This is a genomic window from Thermococcus sp., assembly GCF_026991495.1.
Taxonomy (GTDB): Archaea; Methanobacteriota_B; Thermococci; order Thermococcales; family Thermococcaceae; genus Thermococcus.
Genome location: NZ_JALXBJ010000052.1, coordinates 1 through 18,110, shown reverse-complemented (window position 1 = coordinate 18,110; position 18,110 = coordinate 1). Strand labels below are relative to the sequence as shown.

Here is an 18,110-nt window from a genome sequence, read left to right as displayed (position 1 = left end):
CTGAGAACCCTTCAGATCGGAAGGCTTTCCCCCTTTACAAGGAGCCCTCGGTGGGTGAATTCAAGGGGAAAAACGGCGGTGTCGTGTTTGGTGCGCCTCATCTTCAGGATCTGCACCCCGCGAACCATTCTACCGTTTCTCAGGAAGTAGTGGAGCATTATGACGCCGCTCACGAGGTAGTGCTCCTCGGTGTACCTGCTCATGTCGGTGAGCTCGGCTATGAGGTAGGACGTGACCCCGAGGTCCTCAAGTCCCCTTATGAAGCGGGCAAGCTCGGCCCTCTTCTCCGCTGGATTGCCCATGGGGAACTCTATCGCTGTTAGCGGATCTATAACAAGTCTCGACAGCCCTTCTTCCGCTATCTCCCTCAGCCTGAAAAGAACACTCTTCCAGGTGGGAACGTGGCTGGATTCCCTCCACAGGATTGGGCCGAGGTCGAAGAGGCGGAGCTTTTTGGAGCCCACGTAGACCTGAACTGATGGGTCAAAACGGAGCATGTCCTTGACGACCTCGTTCGGATCCACTACGAGGGAGGCGTAGGCGACGGTCTCCCCTCTCCTCGCCCCCTGAAGGAGGAAGTGAAAGCCAAAGGTGGTCTTGCCGCTCCCCGGCGGTCCAACTATCAGGTAGGTCTTGCCGGGGATGAGGCCGCCTTCTATTATCTCATCGAGCCCCGGCACCCCTGTGGACACCCTCTCAAGGTCGCCGGCTTTCATTCCCACCACCGCGTACAACCCTAATTTTGAACAGCCCCGGTTTTAACATTTTTCCCGCGGAAAGCGTTTTATACGGGGTGCCGGAGGTGGGATCATGGAGGGGATCTACTTCATACTCCCTGGAGACGCCCTGAGGCTGCTGCTCTCAAGGGAAGGCGCCAGGCTAAACCTTGACCTAAGGAAGACCAACAGGACGTTCGAGGTGCTCCGCCGGGGGGAGGCCTTTCTGTTCCCGGACGGGACGAGGGTGGAGAGGGCGGTTATCGAGAGGATAGCCAAGGATGAGTCTACGCTCTACTTCGTAAGGGGAGGGGCCGTTTACAAGGCCGCCATCGCCGGGAGGCACTACTACAAGCTCGTTCCCACCGTGCCCCCGACGATAGAGATAGACGGGATAAGGATGCACAGGACGAAGGGAACGAACCCCCTCAGGGACGCGAGGAGAAAGGTTGAAGCGGTAAAGCCCGGGGAAGGCGAGACCGTTCTCGATACCTGCATGGGCTTAGGCTACACTGCCATAGAGGCCTCAAAACGTGGAGCCTACGTCATAACCGTGGAGAAGGACTCGAACGTCCTCGAGCTGGCTAAGATCAACCCATGGAGCCGGGAGCTCTTCACTGGCGGAAAGGTTCAGGTGGTCCGGGGGGACGTCTTCGAGGTCGTTAAAAAGTTCAGGGAGGGGAGCTTTGACGCAGTGATCCACGACCCACCGAGGTTCTCACTTGCCGGTGAGCTCTACTCGGAGGAGTTTTACCGCGAGCTTTACAGGGTCTTAAGGCCCGGCGGGAGGCTTTTCCACTACGTGGGGAACCCCGGGGGTAGGTACAGGGGAAAGGACCTGCAGAAGGGCGTCATGGAGAGGCTTAGGAAAGCAGGCTTCGTCGGGGTAAAAAGGGTTAGGGAGGCCCTTGGGGTGGTGGCGAGAAAGCCCGAGAAAGGGAAATGATCAGATTCCCCCGACTTCCTCCATCTCCTCGAAGGCCTCAAGGTTCGTGTAGTAGTCCATCAGGCGGCTAACCTCCCTCCTCAGCTGGAAGCTCTTGATCACTGCGATGGCGAAGCCTATCAGGGAAGGCCAGATGAGGAGGAGCAGGAGCTCAACGTCGCCCACGGGGATTGGCCTCGGCTGGGTGAAGCGGTTGAAGTTCCATATCATCAGCGCTATCATCAGCCAGGCCGTGGAGAAGTTGGTTAAGCCGCTGCCGCTCTCACCGAGCTTGAATCCCGGGATGACATCCTTTGTCAGCGGGGGGAAGAGGTTGCTGCCCATGAAGCCGAGCTGATCCTCGAAGACGTGGAGCCACTGGCCTATCATCGAGGCGAGGGCGAGGTCAAGGGCGTGGGAATAGCCTATCAACTTGAAGAAGGCGAAGACCACCGCCGCTATTATCAGGCCCATTGTCATTGAGTGGCTGAAGCCGTGGTGCCACGGGAGGAACCTGTCCTTGACGACCTTCCTTCCCCTGAACTCGGACCTTCTGAAGGCTATCTCTGGACCTGAGAAAGAATCCACCCTCGTGGGTTTTGGATAGGTCTTGATGAAGGGGACGCCGACCTTCGCCACCCCGTACCTCCTGTACTCCGGAACCTCGCCCCCTATGGAGACGCCGCCCGGGGTAACTATCGGCCCCATCTCAACGCGGACTTCCCTCTTTGGAGGGTCGAGGTGAACCCAGAAGCGCCTGTAAACGTCCCCTGGAAGGCGGACGTTGTGTATCTTAACTATCCTCTCGCCCTCCCTGTAGGCTTCCTCTATGGCCCTCGCTATGGTGTCGGCTATGCCCTGCGGGTGGGGTGCGTCGCTGACCACGAGCTCCAGCTTCCCCTCGTCGTCCACGTCTATGTAGCCGAAGACCAGCATCTCCTTTCCTTCCTCTATTTTGCCGAACTCCTCCTCAAAGAACCTGTAGTCGTCCCCGAAGGCCTCAACTGTTATTCTGCCCGTTCCGTCGTCGAGGGTGAATACCACGCTCTTGTACTCCTCGCTGACCGTCTCGACGGTGCCGTCTTCCTTCACAACGCTGTAGCTCAGCACTCCCGAGCCCTTTGTGAGCACCTCCCTTACGATCCCCCTGAGGGCGAAGAACTGGTACCTGTTGGCCTCGCTGAGCTCACCGATCTTCACGATCTTGGGCGCGTAGTGCTTCTTCTCGTCCCATGGGGCCGGGTCTATCTCGTAGTCCCTCCTGGAGAGGAACTTGCCGAACTTGAAGTCCATGAAGTCCGGGAAGTAGGCTGCTGCAGCCGCTATGACCGGGATCAGGATACCCATTCTGAGGTCGGCCACTAAGGAGGGGAAGAAGGTAACCGCGGCGAGGCCCGAGATGTAGTGCGTGAAACCCCTCATCTTCATCACCCCAGTCCGAGCAGGTGCATGAAGGTTCCCGTGTGCCCGGTCATGCTGATGAGCACCGGGAGTATCAGTCCGCCGAGGCAGTAGCTCCTCCTCGTGTTGAAGGCCGCTGCCATGAGGCCTATGGCCGCTGAGACGAAGAGAACAAGAACCCCCATCGGCCCCGTCAGGACGTAGGATATCCCGACCAGGAGAACCGCCACGATGTAGGAGAGCCTCTTGATGTGCACCACCCTGAAGGTTTTGGCGATGCCCTTGGAGAGGTAGTAGGCGAAGAGGAAGCTTATGCCAGCGCTGAGGAGTATGACCCCAACCGCGGCGAGGTACTCGGAGTAGCTCTTCGGGGTGTAGACCGAGCTTACGAGCCAGGCTGCCGCTCCCCTCGTGAGGCGCAGGTCGGGCAGGAAGAGCAGAGTAAAAGCCCCGACGTAGTAGATGACCCTGTTGACGCCCTGGCTTATTATGAAGGCGTCGTCGCCCCTCTGGCTCGTCATGTGGCCCGCTATTAATGCCCCCATTCCACCGGTGATTATGGGGTAGATCGCCGCTATCGTTCCCCCGAGGGCCCCGCCGAAGCTCGCCTTCGCTATGTTGTAGTGGCTGCTCTCGACCCTGTCATCGACCACCTGCTCGAGCATCGGGGGGTTCGAGAGTATGTTGAGCAGAACCCACGACATCCCAAAGAAGCCTATGAACATCGGCGTGAGCCTCGTGTAGGCGCTTGTGGAGGGGAGGAGGTTGGTGTTCATAACTGCGAAGCCCAGGATTCCGGCGAGGAAGAAAACCGCTATTCCGCCGAGTATCTGCCTCCATGCCAGCCACAGCCTTTCTCCGGCCCCTCTGCCCCTGTCGCCCTCCTTGGGCCACTCGCTCATGAACATGAAGACCACTATTGCCGTGAGGAAGTAGGTGATGTAGGGGCTCGTCGCCTGGTATATCGGCGGCAGCACCTTTGGGAAGATGAAGACCGCGCTGAGGACGAGTATCAAAGTTCCGGTGACAGCGCCTATTAGGTAGAGCATGACGGCCTCATGACCCCTGCCGAGCAGGAGATACCTCTGGGTTGGGAAGAGGAGGAAAACCGCGCTCTCGTCTGCAACGCTGAAGTAAACGCTCGAAATGGCACTGACGTAGGCGTAGGCCACTATACTTCCGATGGCAAAGAAGGGGAAGGCGCTCACCGGCATCAGCGAGCCGACCCCAAACACGGCCACCAAGAGGGCCATTATGTTGAATATGTGGAACCCCGGTATCCAGGATATCAGCGAGCCGAAGACGACACCGATTAATGACCAGAGGATGAGCTGGGACACCGGGAGCATCTTCATCCCTCCAGGATTATACCGTCCCCGCGGTAGGGAACCACCTCGACGCTCCCGCGGTATTCGGTTACGTAGCCGCCGACCTTCACTGTCTGCCCCTCGCTGAAGGTCTTGTCGCCGGCAACGCTCTTCGGTATGAATACGGTCAGCTCGCCGCTCCCGTCGTCGATGGTCAGCTTCACGAAGGTCGAGCCCTGGTAGACGCCCCTGACAACCCCCTCCACAACCACCGTCTTTCCGAGGTAGCCCGTGCTCACCTCTCCAGTTTGGAGCTTCGGCGAGGCGACGCCCGATACCACCTCAACGCCGGTTACCTCCTTTGCGTCCGCGTCGTAGGTTACCTCGAGTTCGCTGCCCGTTCCCGCCTTGAGGGGGTTGGGGATGAGGCTCCTTTTTATGCTTAGGTTCGCGGTTCCGCTCCCGTCGCTCACCTCGATCAGGTAGTTCGGCTTTGAGTAGTAAACGCCGAGCCACTTCACCCGCAGCTTTACGGTTCCTGAGGCGCTTGAGAGCTCCGAGAGCTTGGTGTAGGTTGCGGTGTGGGCTGCGCTTCCCCCGCTTCCGCCGACGGGCTCCCCGTAGGTCACTACCCCAGCCCCGGTGTAGGGGACTATCTCAAGGCTTCCCCTGTACTCGGTGAGGTAGCCGGCCACCCTCAGCCCGAGCCCTGGTTTGATCTTTGAAACCTCATCGCCCAGCTCTGAAACGACCGGGGATGGGATGAAGACCGCTATCTTCCCGCTACCATCGCTCAGGGTCAGCTTGAGGTTCGAGCCTATTGAAGTCACGTCCACCACGTTGCCCTCTACGACCACTATCTTCCCGAGCTCAGAGGACGTGAGCTCCGAGACCTTTGAGATGCGCGGCGGGACGGGCTTCACGACCTCGAACTTCGTGGCCTTTATCTTACCGCCGACCACCTTCCCAACTGCCCTGACCTCGCTTCCCGTTCCGGCCTTGAGGGGGTCTATCCCGGAGAGAACCTCCCTGCTTGCGACCGCCGTAACGTTGGAACCGTCTGTGAGGGCAACGAGGTACTCCTTTGTGCCTGGGTCGTAGCTTATCCTCCCGAGCCTCCCGGTCGTTTCTATGACCTCGCCCTCGTGCGAGGCGACCTCACTCAGGGGAACCTCCCTGGCCTCCAGCCTTTTGACCCTCACCTCGGAGAGGTTCCTAACAACGAGCTCTGGGCTGCTGCCCCTGTAGAGGTAGACAATCCCCGCGACGCTGACCGAGTCACCTGCAGTTACGTTTGGCTTCCCCGAGAGAACGTAGAGAACCTTCGGGAGGAGAACCGTGACCTTTCCCCCGCCTGTATCGACGTCGAAGAGGAGGCCCCTTGAGACCTCCCTTGAGTCCTCAACCATGCCCTCGACCATTACGTAGCGGTGGGAGAGGGACTTATCGAGGGAGCTCACCCTCTCTGGGTTCGGGGAGTAGGCCTTTCCTATGAACTTGAGGCCGCCGAGGTAGTTGAGGATGCCGTAGGTGTAGGTCTCCCTGACCCTGAGCTGAACCTCCGCCTCGACCCTGTCGCCCGGCATCGGGATCTTTCCCTCTCTTATCATCCTCTCAGCCACCGGTGAGTAGACCCTTACGTCCAGGCTCCCGGTTCCGTCGTTCACGCTGAAGATGATGGAGAGCTTGCCGCCGCTTTCTGAGACCGAGGGCACCTCGCTGACGTTGCCCTCAACCCTAACAACTGCGTAGTTCATGAGGTAGTTGCCGTAGACGTCCCCCACCTTTGCGAGCGGGGCCTGGGCGCTCTGGGCCGCTATGAGTATGACGGCGAGCCCAGCGACGGCTAAGATGATGGAGAGAACCTTAAGCTTTGAGATGTCTATCCTCTTCTGCTCGATTAATCCGTGATAATAAAGCTTTTTTTCGCCCTTTACAGAGTCTTCCCGTCGATTTGAATCGCTTGACCCCATCTCACAACACCTCCTCGCGGCGAGATTTGAAGCGTAGCAAGGGAGTTCGAGGGGATGCTTTTAACATTTTCGTGTATATAATTGGACGGTGAAAAAGAAAGGGTCAGCGGGAGAGCTTCAGGCCCTCCGGGGAGTACGGGATTATCTCGATCGTCCCCTTGTACTCGGTAACGTAGCCGGCCACCGTGACCTTGGCGCCATCGCCGAGCCCTTCCCTGAGGTCGGAAGGAAGCTTCCCGGCCACTGATGATGGCACGAAAACCGTGACGTTGCCGGTTCCGTCAACCACCGTGAACTTAAGGTTGGCCCCTATTGTCTTGAAGCCCGAGATCTCCCCCTCGACCACAACGGTCCTGCCCATCAGCTCGGGGGTGATGTTAGCTGTGCTGAGGAGGGGCGATGGGTTCGGGTTCAGCACGGAGAGGTTCTTGATGATCATTGAGGGCGCGTCCACAACGAGCTCCAGCAGGCTCCCTGTTCCATCCTCCGCAGGGTTCGGAAGGAGATCCCTTGAAACCGTGAGGTTGGCCTTCCCGCTTTCGTCTGAGACCTCCATGAGGTAGTTGTGGTTGGAGTAGTAGAGCTTCACCCAGGTGGCGTTTAGGTAGACCTCGCCGGAGGCGTTTGAAAGGCCAGCAACGGTGACCCACTTGACCCCTCCGCCGGTTTCAGCGGTTGAGGTTGTCGAGGTCGCGGGGGAGCTCGTCGTTACGCCCAGTGGCTTTCCGAGGGGTCTGATTCCCGAGGCCGTGTAGGGTATGATCTCAAGGGTTCCCTTGTACTCATCGAGGTAGCCGCCGACCTCAACGCCGAGGCCCTCCTTCAGCTTGGAGCGCGTGTCGTTTGAGAGCTCCCTGACGACTGAGCCGGGTATGAAAACGGCTATCTCCCCGGTCCCGTCGTCTAAAACGAGCTTGAGGTTTGAGCCTATCTCCTTCAGCTCCTTCACGTTGCCCTCAACGACGACTATCTCGCCGAGCATGTCCTCCTTTACGTTCCCTATCGGGAGAAGCTTGGGCGACTGAAGCGGCTCTAAGAGCACGATCTCCTTAGCCATCATCTCATCGGCGTCTTTGACCTCTCCCGTGACTTTAACGGTTGTCCCGACTCCGACGGTGATGGGGTTGAGGACGGAGAGCAGGCTGCGCTTCGCTATGATCCTGACCTTCCTTCCATCGCCCTCTATCGTGAGGACGTACGTGTGGCTCGTTGAGTTGTAGCCAATGCCCACGAACTTCCCCTTCACCGTGACGTTTTTTCCTATGAACTTCCCGAGGTTGAAGATCGAGACCTCTGGGATCCATGGGCTGGACGTCGTTGAGGACGTACTGCCAGTTGGGACGCTTGAAGAGCTGCTCGACTTTGAGCTGACAGCACTACTCCCGCTTGAGCCCGTGGTCTTTCCCCCTCCACCGAGGCAACCCGCTGAGAGGAGGACGAGACCCACCACTAACAGGGCCATTAGAGCCTTTACCTTCACAGGAACCACCCACCGAAAATCGGTGGAGGCCATTAAAGCTCTTTCTCAGGTGTGGGTCTGAAAGAGTAGATGAAGAGAAAGGGATCAGCTCTTCAAAAGGCCCTTCACCTCAAAGCCCTCCTCATACTTCTTCAGCTTCCTCTCGAAGAACTCAGCAAAGAGCTTGTAGCGCTTTGAACGGTGCTTAGGGCTCCCTCTGATGCTGTGGCCGTGCGGCCCCTTCTTGAAGACCGCTAAGTAGGCTTCCCTGCCGAGGTCTTTGAGAACGTTGTAGAACATCAAACTCTGGTCGAGGGGACAGCGGTAGTCCTCAAGAGAGTGGATAATCAGGATAGGTGCCTTAACGTTCTTCGCGTAGAATAGGGGGCTCAGCTTTCTGAAGTTCTCGTTTTCGAGCGGGTTTTGCCCGATTACCTCGACGTCGAACCAGAGGCCTATGTCCGAGAAGGCGTAGCTGGTGAGCCAGTAGCTTATACCGTTCTCGCTTATTCCCGCTTTAAAGAGGTCGCTCTGTGTTAACGCCCAGTTGGTCATGTAGCCGCCGTAGCTTATGCCCGTTATTCCAACCCTCTCGCGGTCTGCCTGAGGTTCAAGCTTGAAGAACTCCTCTATGCCGTTGAGAATGTCCTGGAAGTCCTCAAGGCCCGTTCTCTCAAGAACTCTCAGCGCGAAGTCTTCGGTGTAGCCGTCGCTTCCGCGCGGGTTAACGAAGACTACGTAGTAGCCTTTGCTCGCCATGAGCTGCATCTCGTAGACGAAGCGGTGCCCGTACATGCCCTTGGGCCCGCCGTGGACGAAAACGATGACGGGTGCCTTTTCGTTCTCCTTAAGCTCGGGTTTAAGGTACCAGCCGTCTATCTCAAGGTCAAGGCTCTTGAACCTGAAGTGCCTCGGCTCGAAGGTCTTCAGCTTGGCAAACATCGGCCCGTTGTAGTCTGTAATATGCTTAAGCTCGCCGTCGTAGAGGTAGAGCTCGCCAATTCTCGTTGCAGTCATTATGAGGAGAATCGCCCTGCCGTCGTCCACGTCGAGGCCGTAAATCCAGTGGTCGCCGACAACAGCCGGTTCGGCCTTCCCGTCCCAGAGGTAGAGGTTCACCCTTCCAGAGTCCGGAACGAGGAAGTAAACCCTCCCACCGTCGAGCTTGGCAGAGTAAACATCCAGCGGTCCCTCGTAGACCGCTTTTAGCTCGCCGTCCCAGAGGTAGAGCCAGTCGTGCTCACTCAGGTACTTCTTCTCCCTCTTCCCCCGGAGGAGCAGTCCCTTCCCGTCGGAATCTATCGCCTCGAAGGAGACCCTCTCGAAGAGCTTCTCCTCGTCTCCGTCCTTCCAGAGGTAGATGTCCCAGAACTTGAAGAGCTCCGGCTTTGAAGCCTCGCGGTGGGGGACGTTGATGACAACTCCATCGCCGTGCCAGATTCCGCTCGAAAAGCGGGGCTTCTCGAACTCCTCGACGATTTCCTCGCCCTCGGTATCGAGTATCCAGAAGGTCGTCTTCTCCCCGTCGAGGAAGCCCATGTTGTCGAACCAGTAGGGGACATCGCTATCAAAGACGAAGTCCTCGTCATCGTTCCTCTTGAAGCCCACAACGAGGAGCCTCCTCGAATCATCGTTCCACTCGATGGAGCGGACGTTTTTGGCGGTGAGAACTTTCTTCGAGCTCAGGTTTTCCAGCTCAGCCACCCATATCTCGGTTGCCTTCTTGTCATCGTTAAAGCGCGTGAAGGCGAGCTTTTTGCCATCGGGAGAAATCCTCGGCATCGAGGCGTTCTCGACGAAGCGCCTCGAACCTTTCTCAAGGTTCTCGACGACGACCGTGCTCTCGTACTTGTTGTCCTCCATGTTCACCTTCGTCAGGGTGTAGGCTACGAAGTCGCCACTTATCCTCGGGTCGCCGAGGTAGGCGAACCTCGAAAAGGTCTTCTCGTTCCATTCGATATTGCTCATAACGGTATCACCCAGGTATCAGAGAGCCTTAAAAGTATTTAAGGGTAACCCCGCGGGGTGAGAGCATGAGGGAGACCACGGCTGTTGCAGTGATATTCACCTTGGGAATGGTCGTTTCAATAGCCCTCAAAACCTACTACGGGGTCCTCATAGCGGCCCTCGGCATACCGGCCTACCTCGCCTACATCGCGAGACACCAGAACATACTCGCGAGCTCGCGGCTCTACGACAGGGATCTGTTCATCATGATAGTCATAGCGGTTCTCGTCATCATAGCCTTCAACTACCTCTGGGATCCGAGGCTGGGCCTGATAACGCTGGCGATAGTGGTGCCCATATTGGCCCTCTACGCGGACAGGCTAAAGAGTGGAAAGGAGGCCCAGAAGGCCTGAGATGCCCTTCCCCCTCTTGTAGTTCAGAAGCTCCCTCCTGAGCTCCTCAAGAAAGGCCCCGTCCACACCGAACCTTTCCCTGATTCTCAACGAGACGGCGTTCTTCCCGAGGAAGAGCATTGACATGGCCGAGGTCAGGTTCTTCGGCTTCCTCCAGTTGGCCTTCTCGAAGTCTATTACCCAGGTCCCCCTGCCGATTATCACGTGCTTTCCCCCCTGTATTTGGCCGTGATCAAGGCGGAGCCGGTCGAGGGCGGCGGTCTTGAGGGCTATCTCAAATACGTGCCTTCTCCTCACCCTCGCGGTTAGGATAGGCTCCCCCTCAACGAAGTCCCTGACTAAGTACTCAAGGCCCCGGAAAGTGCCCGCGCAGATTGGAGGGGGCGTTATCCCGAAGGGCTCTATCGCCCGGGTGAGCGCGGCCTCCTTGAAGAGGTTCCTCCTCGGGGAGTCAGGCCTCTGCAGTTTTACGACCACCTTCCTCCCCGGGAGTCTCCCCAAGAGAACCACGCTGCTCGTTCCCTTTGAGAGGGGTTCAATGTTTCGGATTCCGATTCTCCCCATCTCATCCTTAAACTCTTCGAGAAGCTCCCCCAAAATCCCTGACCAGGTTCTCATCTCGATAAGCTTAAATACCACAGCCAATAAAATACTTTTGGTGATAGCCATGGTGACGGCTTTTATTTTGATGGTCACGGCCGCTGGAAAGGAAAGGGAAGTCATGGAGAAGCTCCTCGCAATGCCCGAGGTTAAGGAGGCGTACGTCGTTTACGGCGAGTACGATCTCGTCGTCAAGGTCGAGACTGAAACGCTCAAGGACCTCGACCAGTTCATAACGGAGAAGATAAGGCGCATGCCCGAGATCCAGATGACATCAACGATGATAGCCATCTGAACCCCTTCCCTTCCTTCTCATTCTACGGGAGCTCATCTGTTCATCATGAGCCTTATCCTCTCCGCGGAGTCCTTCGCCTTGTCCGAGATGTTGCTCAGCGTTCTCGCTATGTTGAGGATGTAGAGGCCCGTTCCCCAGTCCAGCCGGTTGGCGAGCTCAAATACCCTCCTCATGAGCCTCGTGTCGAGCTCGTCTATCTCTTTTTCGACCCCCTCGATCTCGTGTATTATCTCGTATTCCTTGCCTATCTCCTCCTCCGAAAAACCGCTCTCTATGACCCTGTCCATCTGCACTATGGCGTCGTAAACGAGCTTGGCGGCCCTTATGCTCTTCACGCCCATCTCAAGGATCAGATCCTTCAGTTCGGGGGGTAGCTCCCCAGGCCTGCCAACGAGCAGCCACTTAGCTGTGTCCTCGGCGGCATCGGCCACCTTGTCCTGCATGTGCAGGTACACCAGGACGTCCCCCCGAGAAACGGCCATCATGAGTCTTGAGCTCAGGGAGTCCCTTATCTCCTCTTTTATCCTGTCTGCGACGTCCTCAAGCCGGTCTACTTCGACGGCAAGCTTTTCCATGTCTTCATAGTTCCCCTCATGCCAGGCCCTGAGGGCCTCCTCAAGGGTCTCAACAGTCTCAAGGACCACTTCTGCGTGCTTTATCAGGGGCTTGAAGGGGCTCTTGGCGAAGAGCTTCGTCCAGACCTGCATCCTATCACCCCACCAGAATTAGGAGCTTGAATATCACGGCGCTTATGGCTGCCGCCACAGGTACCGTCACGAACCACGAGATTATTATATCGTAGACGACGGCCTTGTTTATTGCCTTTATCCCCCTGGCGAGGCCCACCCCTATGACAGCACCGACAACCGTGTGGGTCGTTGAGATCGGCATGCCGAGCCAGCTCGCTATTAATATAACGGTCGCAGCCGAGAAATCTATGGAAAAACCGCGCGTGTTGGTAAGCTCAGTTATCCTCTTCCCAACTGTCTCCATGACACGGTAGCCGTACATAAATATGCCAACTGCTATCCCAAGACCTCCCATGGCGAGTATCCATCTTGCAACGGGGGCCTTCATCCCGACCATGCCCATCGTTGCCACGGTGTATACAGCAGCCACAGGCCCTATCGCGTTGGCAACATCGTTTGAGCCATGGGCAAGTGCAACGTAGGCTGATGTGACAACCTGAACCTTCTTGAATATGCTCTCAACCCCTATGTATGGATCATTGGAAACAAAGTGCGCCCTGATTAGAACATAGCTGAGAACAAGCACGGCCACACCAGTTGGAATCCCGTAGTACAGAATCCCAAGCAGGAGGTTCTTACCGTGAACCACCTTCATATAAAACATGGTCCCGATAACAACAAAGGCCAATCCAATCCAAACTGGAGCCCAGTGCCGGGCGCTTTTTAGAGGGTCATCCCTCATCAGTATTGTGCTCTTGATGGCCTTGAAAATCAGAAACGCCATTACAGCTCCAAATATCGGGGAGAGAATCCAGCTTGAAACAACTTGACCAAGCTTACCCCAGGAGACTATGGAGGTACCAGCATAAACTAAGCCATAACCGACCACGCCGCCGATTATGGAGTGTGTCGTTGACACGGGCAGGCCGTTGTAAGTTGCAAATATGAGCCACGTACTAGCCGCCAGAAGGGCTGCCAAGGAGCCGTAGACTATTACCCAGGGGTCGTGTATCATGTTCACGTGGAGTATGCCCTTTCGTATTGTCTCCGTGACGCTCTTACCGAAAAAATAAGCGCCGGTAAAGTTCATAATACCCGCTATCACTGCCGCCTGCTTCGGTGTTATGGCCTTAGCGCCCACAGCCGCTCCCATTGAGTTAGCCACATCATTGGCGCCGATGTTCCATGCCATCCAGAAACCGAGGATTAACGTCACCACCAGCCATGAGTCCATCAACCCCACCGAAGGCCATTGGAGGGGCCCTATAAATGCCTTGCCGCAGTAGAATATATTCAACAAAATAGGGCATATAGAGGTATATAGATCAGAGGGGGAGAATCTGGGTTCCGGTTTTCCCCTCAAGGGCCTCAACTGCCCGGTCGAGCGAGGCTATAACGGCCCTCTCACCGCCCCATTCGATGAAGCGGATTGCGGCGAGAACCTTGGGCCCCATGCTGCCCTTCCTGAAGTGGCCCTCCAGGTAGTATTTCTTCAGCTCCCCCACGGTAACTCTTCCGAGCCACCTCTCGTCAGGCTTCCCATAGTTTATCGCGGCACCGTTCACATCCGTCAGGATCATGAAGATATCAGCGCTGACCTCTTCTGCAAGCTTCTCACCGGCCAAATCCTTGTCTATGACTGCCTCAACGCCTTTAAGCTGGCCGTTTTCTTCCACAACTGGGACGCCACCGCCTCCGCTCGCTATGACTATGAAGCCCTTCTCAACGAGATCCTGAATGACCGGCGCCTCGACGTGGCCCTTTGGGTCCGGGCTTGGAACAACGCGCCTCCAGCCCCTCCCGGCGTCCTCTACAACAGTCCAGCCCTTCTCCTCCGCAAGTCTTTTTGCGGTCTCCTCGTCATAAAACGGCCCAACCGGCTTGCTCGGGTTCTGAAATGCTGGATCGTCCTCCTCAACGACCGTCTGGGTCACAACCGTTGCAACGGGCTTTTCAACTCCCTTCTTTCGCAGCTCGTTCATGAGGGCCTGGCCTATCATGTAGCCAATCTGCCCCTGGGTCATCGCCCCCGCAACGTCCATCGGCTGGGCCGGGATGCCGTAAACCTGCTGGCCGGCATCCATGTGGAGGAGCAAAGCCCCAACCTGGGGCCCGTTGCCGTGGGTTATAACAACCTCGTAGTCGTTGTGGAGGATTATCTCGGCTATCTGCCTCGCCGTCTTCCTCACGTTCTCCATCTGCTCTTCATAAGTACCTCTCTGGCCCCTCTGGAGAATCGCGTTGCCCCCGAGCGCTATGACGACCCTCTTCCTCATGCCCTCACCTCCCGGATGAGAGAGTTGGCCCATCAGAATAAAAACGTTCGTTAGGTGCCGGTGATCCCCATGGAAAAAAAGTTCGGGAAAGGCAGTAAAAGCTTGGCAAAAGTAAAGCGGCTCAGGGGTACCAGCCCTTGAAACTCCCAATGCCCAGCCTTTCGAGGGTTTTCATGACCCCCAAAGCTATCCCCTCGACCTCTATCCCACCGGCGGGTCTGTACGCATCGCCCACCACATAGACGTTTCTAACCGGGAAGTCTTCTACCGTTTGCCCGCCCGCGACCCTGTTGACCGGGTTCCCGTCGAGGTACGTCTGAATTAGCAGGATCTCCCCTTCCTCATCGAGGTTTGGAAATATGTGGTGGATGTCCTCGATGCCCTTCCTCTGCTCTGCTTTGAGGTTTCTGCTCTGGAGGGCATGGTGAAGCATCACCAGCGTGTAACCTTCAGGTGCAAGCTCGGGACTCAGCGATGAAGGCTCGTTGTAGCCGTTTATCCTCTCGGTGTCGAGGGTGAAGACGACGGTGTTCCCAATCCTCGGCTCCCCTCTAAGGGCAACGTTGTACTTTATCCCCTCGCTTGGCTTAAGGGAATCAACGCGCCTTAGATAATCGCGGTCGAAGTGTTCCCGCCCGATGAGCTCGACGGTCTCCTTTATGCCGATGTTGGAAATCAAGATATCGTAGGGGAACTCCTCGTTATCAGCTGTGAAAACCTTCTTCCCATCGGGATCAACCTCTACTGCCCTCTTCCTCGTGAGTATTCTCCCGCCGTTTTTCTCGGTAAGCCTTGCCAGCTCATCCGTTACAGCTTTACAGCCTCCCCTGATGAGACCGGGGCCGCCCCACTTCAGGGCCGCTTTTATCTCCCTCGCCAGCTCTCCCGCCGGAACGTCTAAGACACTGTCGGCCCAGCCGAGGAAGCTTTTAATGAAGAGGTCAACGAACTCGTTGTCTCCGATTTTCTCCCTTATCCACTCCCGTCCGCTCATCTCGGCCTCTTCGCCGGTCGGCAACTTGTTCCTCTTGATATCTGCTAGGAGCTTTACCGCCCTCGCCTTCTCCCTCCAGCCGAGATACTTCCAGCCCTCGCGGTAGTGGAAGATCCCTCCTCCGTAGAAAATCATACCCTTCGGATTTGAGTTCACTATCGTAACGTCCGCGCCGAGGAGTTTTAGCAGGTAAGCCAAAGGCCCGTCCTCGCCGTGCGGGAGCATGTGGAAGGCACCGGTGGAGAGACCGAAGCCTTTGTAATTCAGATTTGTGAAACGACCGCCGAGGTAGGGAGCCTTCTCGAGGACCGTAACCTCGTAGCCGTTTTTCGCTAGGAATGATGACGTCAAAAGCCCCCCGATTCCAGAGCCTATGACGACTGCCCTCATTCTACCACCTGAACAACAATCGAATACCCGATTATAAGAGTTGCTGGGATAAAGTTTATCAGATCGCTCGAGTGAACTCGAGTAGGTGAGAAAATGGAGACCACAATTTCCAGCAGGGTGAAGAGCTTAGGCCAGGTACTAACTCCGCCAACCATAGCCGAGTTCATGGCTCGATGGGCGATTAAAACACCCAAGGACAAAATATTAGAACCAAGTTGTGGAGATGGAGTCTTTCTGAAGGCCTCGATACAGGAGCTTCTATCATTAGGAGCCCAACCGGATGATATTCCACATCAAGTGTATGGAATCGAACTTGATAGGGATATGATTGAGGAAACCCGGAGGAGGCTATTGTCAGAGTTTGGAGTTGTTCCAACCCTTATTAACTCCAACTTCTTCGACATACAACTCCCATCTCTCCATACATAAGGTATCAGCTCTTCAAGGGTAATATCAGGAAGAAGGCAATAAAACTCTCAAGCGAGGAGGGCGTGGATTTACCAGAACTTACGGCATCATGGGTTCCATTCGTTATACACGCAGGGAAATTCCTGAAAAAAAAGAGGAAGAATGACGATGGTCCTTCCCTCCAAGTTGTTACACGTTAACTACGCCAAACCTCTAAGGAAATGGCTTTTGAAAAACTTTGAGAGCATTGTCATAATCTCCTTCGAAAAAAGAGCGTTTTCTGTGTTAGAGGACACGATTATCTTAATGGGAGTGAAAGGCAATGCAAAAACTCCTAAGGTTTGGTTTGTAACGGTTAACCCAGAAGAAGACCTTCTTAGCATTGACGTTCAGGGTGAATTTGAAAACTACACTTCTTTTAGTCCAAAGGCAGATGAGAAGTGGACTAAGTACATTATACCTCCCCGCATTCTTAAAGCATACCTGAAGATTATGGAGAAGACAAGGGACAAAATAACGACCCTAGACGAACTTGGAAAGGTAACCATTGGCGTCGTTACAGGGGACAACAGATTTTTTACGCTCACCGCTCAAGAAGCTGAGAGGTGGAACATTGAGAAAAAGTACCTGGTCCCACTTATCTCGCGTGCAGAGCACATTCAAGGTACTAAAACCACAAACAACGATTGGAGACTTTTATGCAAACTTGGCCAAAAATGCCATTTGCTTTACATAACCGAGCCTTGGGAAAGGCTGTCGCAATCCGTTAGGGATTACCTTAAAGTCAGAGGGGAGGAACTAAAAGTAAAGGAGAGATACAAAGTTAGGATAAGGAAAAGATGGTATGAAGTTCCAGGTGTTCGTTTTCCAGATGTGTTTATGAGCTACATGATTCACGATGTCCCCAAAGCATCAGCCAACGAAATCAAGATAGACAACAAGAAAGCTACGAGTACGAACACAGTTCACCAAGTGTTCCTAAGAGAAAACGTTGAGCCTACTGTTGTTGTAACGTCATTCTATAATTCACTAACCCTGGCTTCTTTTGAGCTGAACGGGAGGTTCTACGGTGGTGGAGTACTTAAGATTGAACCGAGGGAGGCCGAGAGAGTAGTACTTCCATGTGTCAAAGACAATCAGGATATTATTAACGTCAGCGGGAAAGTTGACTCACTTATCAGGAAGAGGAGGGTCACTGATGCCGTTGAAATTCTCAATGAAATTTTGCTTGAAGGAGAACTAGGGCTCCACAGAGATGAGATTGAAACGATTACAGAAGTCTGGGAACACTTAAGGAAAAATAGACTTGAAAAATCAAGGAGATGAATCCACGTGGAAGTCAAGAAAGCTAATTAAGTCATCAATTGCCTTATCTATCATCAGATTTAGCTTTTTTTATATTCTCTACCTCAACTGGGACGTATCTGTCGTTCTCCTCTTTGAACATAAAGACACCAACGGCGTTATTGTACTTCCGTAGCCTATCAAACTTCTCAAGGAGCAGATCAGGATTGTCCGCGTTTACAACTTTACCGTTCTTGAGCTGTCCGGACGCCAGTCTCGATGCCCAAAATGAATAAAAACCTGGAATTGAGGCTTTAACCCACTCGTCCCACCATAGAGGTAGAGTTGCGGATAAAAGATCCCCGTCGCTGGATAAGATTTTAACTATAACCTCGTTAGGAGTGTGATAAAGCTTCAGGTCAACGGCGGTAAATTTTACTTCCTTTAATCTCTTGTCAAGGTCACTCTGAGTCTTCCTTTCCTTCTGGACGTAACTTCTCCTAAGGTAGGGAGGACTGCCCGTCATTTTCACTTCTCCCGCAACAAGAACTGTGCCCCCAGCAACGTAAGCTAAATCCACGTCATGATTGCGCTCTGTATAGCCCCGAACTTTTTTTGTCAAGTAGTCTATATGTACCTCCGGACCTAACAAAGATTAGCTCACTTATGAAATCACGAAAAGCGTTTCCCTTCTGCCTGTACTCTCCTTCCGGGAGTGTCCCCTGATCCTCGGAGTCTCAACGAGTTTGTAATACTCGTCCAAAAACTCCTGAGCAATCGGCTCAAAGTAGCCACCTGATTCCCTCGCCAATGTAATAATCCTACGGCAGAAGTTCTTGATTGTTAAGCTCCTAAGTTCATCGCAGATTGCCGTCATCGATAACCCCCGGGCCTATTGTTACTATAGAATTTAAACTCTTTCCCTTGCAATGTAGCAAGAAGAAAAGAACAGAGGACAAGACGTCAGAGCCCCCACCCGGCCCGAACTCCTCGCTTCCTGTTGAGGCGGGGCCTATGATCCATAGTTCACATA

At 54.9% G+C, this 18,110-nt stretch carries 18 protein-coding genes; 5 read left to right on the top strand and 13 right to left on the bottom strand.

Translation table 11 applies throughout. The features are described from left to right. Positions 1-11: 11 nt before the first annotated feature. Entirely contained in the window at positions 12-716 is a 705-nt protein-coding gene (locus MVB78_RS06570) for an RAD55 family ATPase (RefSeq protein WP_297489605.1), read from the bottom strand. A gap of 94 nt (positions 717-810) precedes the next feature. Between MVB78_RS06570 and MVB78_RS06565 the strand changes: the two genes are divergently transcribed. Further along, positions 811-1,662, top strand: a complete 852-nt coding sequence (locus MVB78_RS06565) for a methyltransferase domain-containing protein (RefSeq protein ID WP_297489548.1) — start codon at positions 811-813, stop codon at positions 1,660-1,662. Here the strand turns inward: MVB78_RS06565 and MVB78_RS06560 are convergent, their stop codons facing one another. The 5 genes from MVB78_RS06560 to MVB78_RS06540 all read right to left on the bottom strand — a co-directional run bounded on the left by MVB78_RS06560 (position 1,663) and on the right by MVB78_RS06540 (position 9,749). Beyond that, positions 1,663-3,063, bottom strand: coding sequence for a metal-dependent hydrolase (locus MVB78_RS06560; protein WP_366940195.1), 1,401 nt, complete (start codon positions 3,061-3,063; stop codon positions 1,663-1,665). 5 nt (positions 3,064-3,068) lie between these two features. After that, complete coding sequence (locus MVB78_RS06555) at positions 3,069-4,391, bottom strand: tripartite tricarboxylate transporter permease (RefSeq protein ID WP_367271000.1); 1,323 nt, start codon at positions 4,389-4,391, stop codon at positions 3,069-3,071. Between the two features lie 2 nt (positions 4,392-4,393). Further along, the gene (locus tag MVB78_RS06550; RefSeq protein ID WP_297489543.1) at positions 4,394-6,322 is read right to left on the bottom strand and encodes an OB-fold nucleic acid binding domain-containing protein; all 1,929 of its coding nucleotides are present in this window, start codon (positions 6,320-6,322) and stop codon (positions 4,394-4,396) included. Between the two features lie 103 nt (positions 6,323-6,425). Beyond that, on the bottom strand, positions 6,426-7,811 hold the full coding sequence (locus MVB78_RS06545; RefSeq protein WP_297489541.1) for an OB-fold nucleic acid binding domain-containing protein: 1,386 nt from the start codon (positions 7,809-7,811) through the stop codon (positions 6,426-6,428). A gap of 75 nt (positions 7,812-7,886) precedes the next feature. Beyond that, complete coding sequence (locus tag MVB78_RS06540; protein WP_297489539.1) at positions 7,887-9,749, bottom strand: S9 family peptidase; 1,863 nt, start codon at positions 9,747-9,749, stop codon at positions 7,887-7,889. A 65-nt stretch (positions 9,750-9,814) separates the two neighbouring features. On the opposite strand from MVB78_RS06540, the gene MVB78_RS06535 reads away from it, so the two are divergent. Then, positions 9,815-10,141, top strand: coding sequence for a hypothetical protein (locus tag MVB78_RS06535; RefSeq protein WP_297489537.1), 327 nt, complete (start codon positions 9,815-9,817; stop codon positions 10,139-10,141). Here the strand turns inward: MVB78_RS06535 and MVB78_RS06530 are convergent. Continuing rightward, on the bottom strand, positions 10,109-10,759 hold the full coding sequence (locus MVB78_RS06530; protein ID WP_297489535.1) for a phosphotransferase: 651 nt from the start codon (positions 10,757-10,759) through the stop codon (positions 10,109-10,111). The genes MVB78_RS06535 and MVB78_RS06530 overlap by 33 nt on opposite strands. A gap of 49 nt (positions 10,760-10,808) precedes the next feature. On the opposite strand from MVB78_RS06530, the gene MVB78_RS06525 reads away from it, so the two are divergent. Beyond that, on the top strand, positions 10,809-11,036 hold the full coding sequence (locus tag MVB78_RS06525) for an Lrp/AsnC ligand binding domain-containing protein (protein WP_011251002.1): 228 nt from the start codon (positions 10,809-10,811) through the stop codon (positions 11,034-11,036). Positions 11,037-11,068: 32 nt separating this feature from the next. On the opposite strand, the gene MVB78_RS06520 is transcribed toward MVB78_RS06525, so the two are convergent. From MVB78_RS06520 to MVB78_RS06505, 4 genes are all read right to left on the bottom strand, one after another. Continuing rightward, positions 11,069-11,743 carry a TIGR00153 family protein gene (locus MVB78_RS06520; protein ID WP_297489533.1) on the bottom strand — a complete coding sequence of 225 codons (675 nt, stop codon included), beginning with the start codon at positions 11,741-11,743 and terminating at the stop codon, positions 11,069-11,071. Between the two features lie 4 nt (positions 11,744-11,747). Next, positions 11,748-12,959 carry an inorganic phosphate transporter gene (locus MVB78_RS06515; protein ID WP_297489600.1) on the bottom strand — a complete coding sequence of 404 codons (1,212 nt, stop codon included), beginning with the start codon at positions 12,957-12,959 and terminating at the stop codon, positions 11,748-11,750. A 91-nt stretch (positions 12,960-13,050) separates the two neighbouring features. Beyond that, a complete protein-coding gene (gene arcC, locus MVB78_RS06510) occupies positions 13,051-14,001 on the bottom strand; it encodes a carbamate kinase (RefSeq protein ID WP_297489531.1) in 951 nt (316 codons plus the stop codon). Between the two features lie 121 nt (positions 14,002-14,122). Further along, entirely contained in the window at positions 14,123-15,385 is a 1,263-nt protein-coding gene (locus tag MVB78_RS06505; RefSeq protein ID WP_297489529.1) for an NAD(P)/FAD-dependent oxidoreductase, read from the bottom strand. A 93-nt stretch (positions 15,386-15,478) separates the two neighbouring features. Between MVB78_RS06505 and MVB78_RS06500 the strand changes: the two genes are divergently transcribed. Continuing rightward, complete coding sequence (locus tag MVB78_RS06500; RefSeq protein ID WP_297489527.1) at positions 15,479-15,814, top strand: N-6 DNA methylase; 336 nt, start codon at positions 15,479-15,481, stop codon at positions 15,812-15,814. Between the two features lie 141 nt (positions 15,815-15,955). Beyond that, the gene (locus MVB78_RS06495) at positions 15,956-17,119 is read left to right on the top strand and encodes a hypothetical protein (protein WP_297489526.1); all 1,164 of its coding nucleotides are present in this window, start codon (positions 15,956-15,958) and stop codon (positions 17,117-17,119) included. 43 nt (positions 17,120-17,162) lie between these two features. Here the strand turns inward: MVB78_RS06495 and MVB78_RS06490 are convergent, their stop codons facing one another. Then, the gene (locus MVB78_RS06490) at positions 17,163-17,729 is read right to left on the bottom strand and encodes a hypothetical protein (RefSeq protein ID WP_297489524.1); all 567 of its coding nucleotides are present in this window, start codon (positions 17,727-17,729) and stop codon (positions 17,163-17,165) included. 12 nt (positions 17,730-17,741) lie between these two features. Next, the gene (locus MVB78_RS06485; protein WP_297489522.1) at positions 17,742-17,954 is read right to left on the bottom strand and encodes a hypothetical protein; all 213 of its coding nucleotides are present in this window, start codon (positions 17,952-17,954) and stop codon (positions 17,742-17,744) included. Positions 17,955-18,110: the final 156 nt, after the last annotated feature.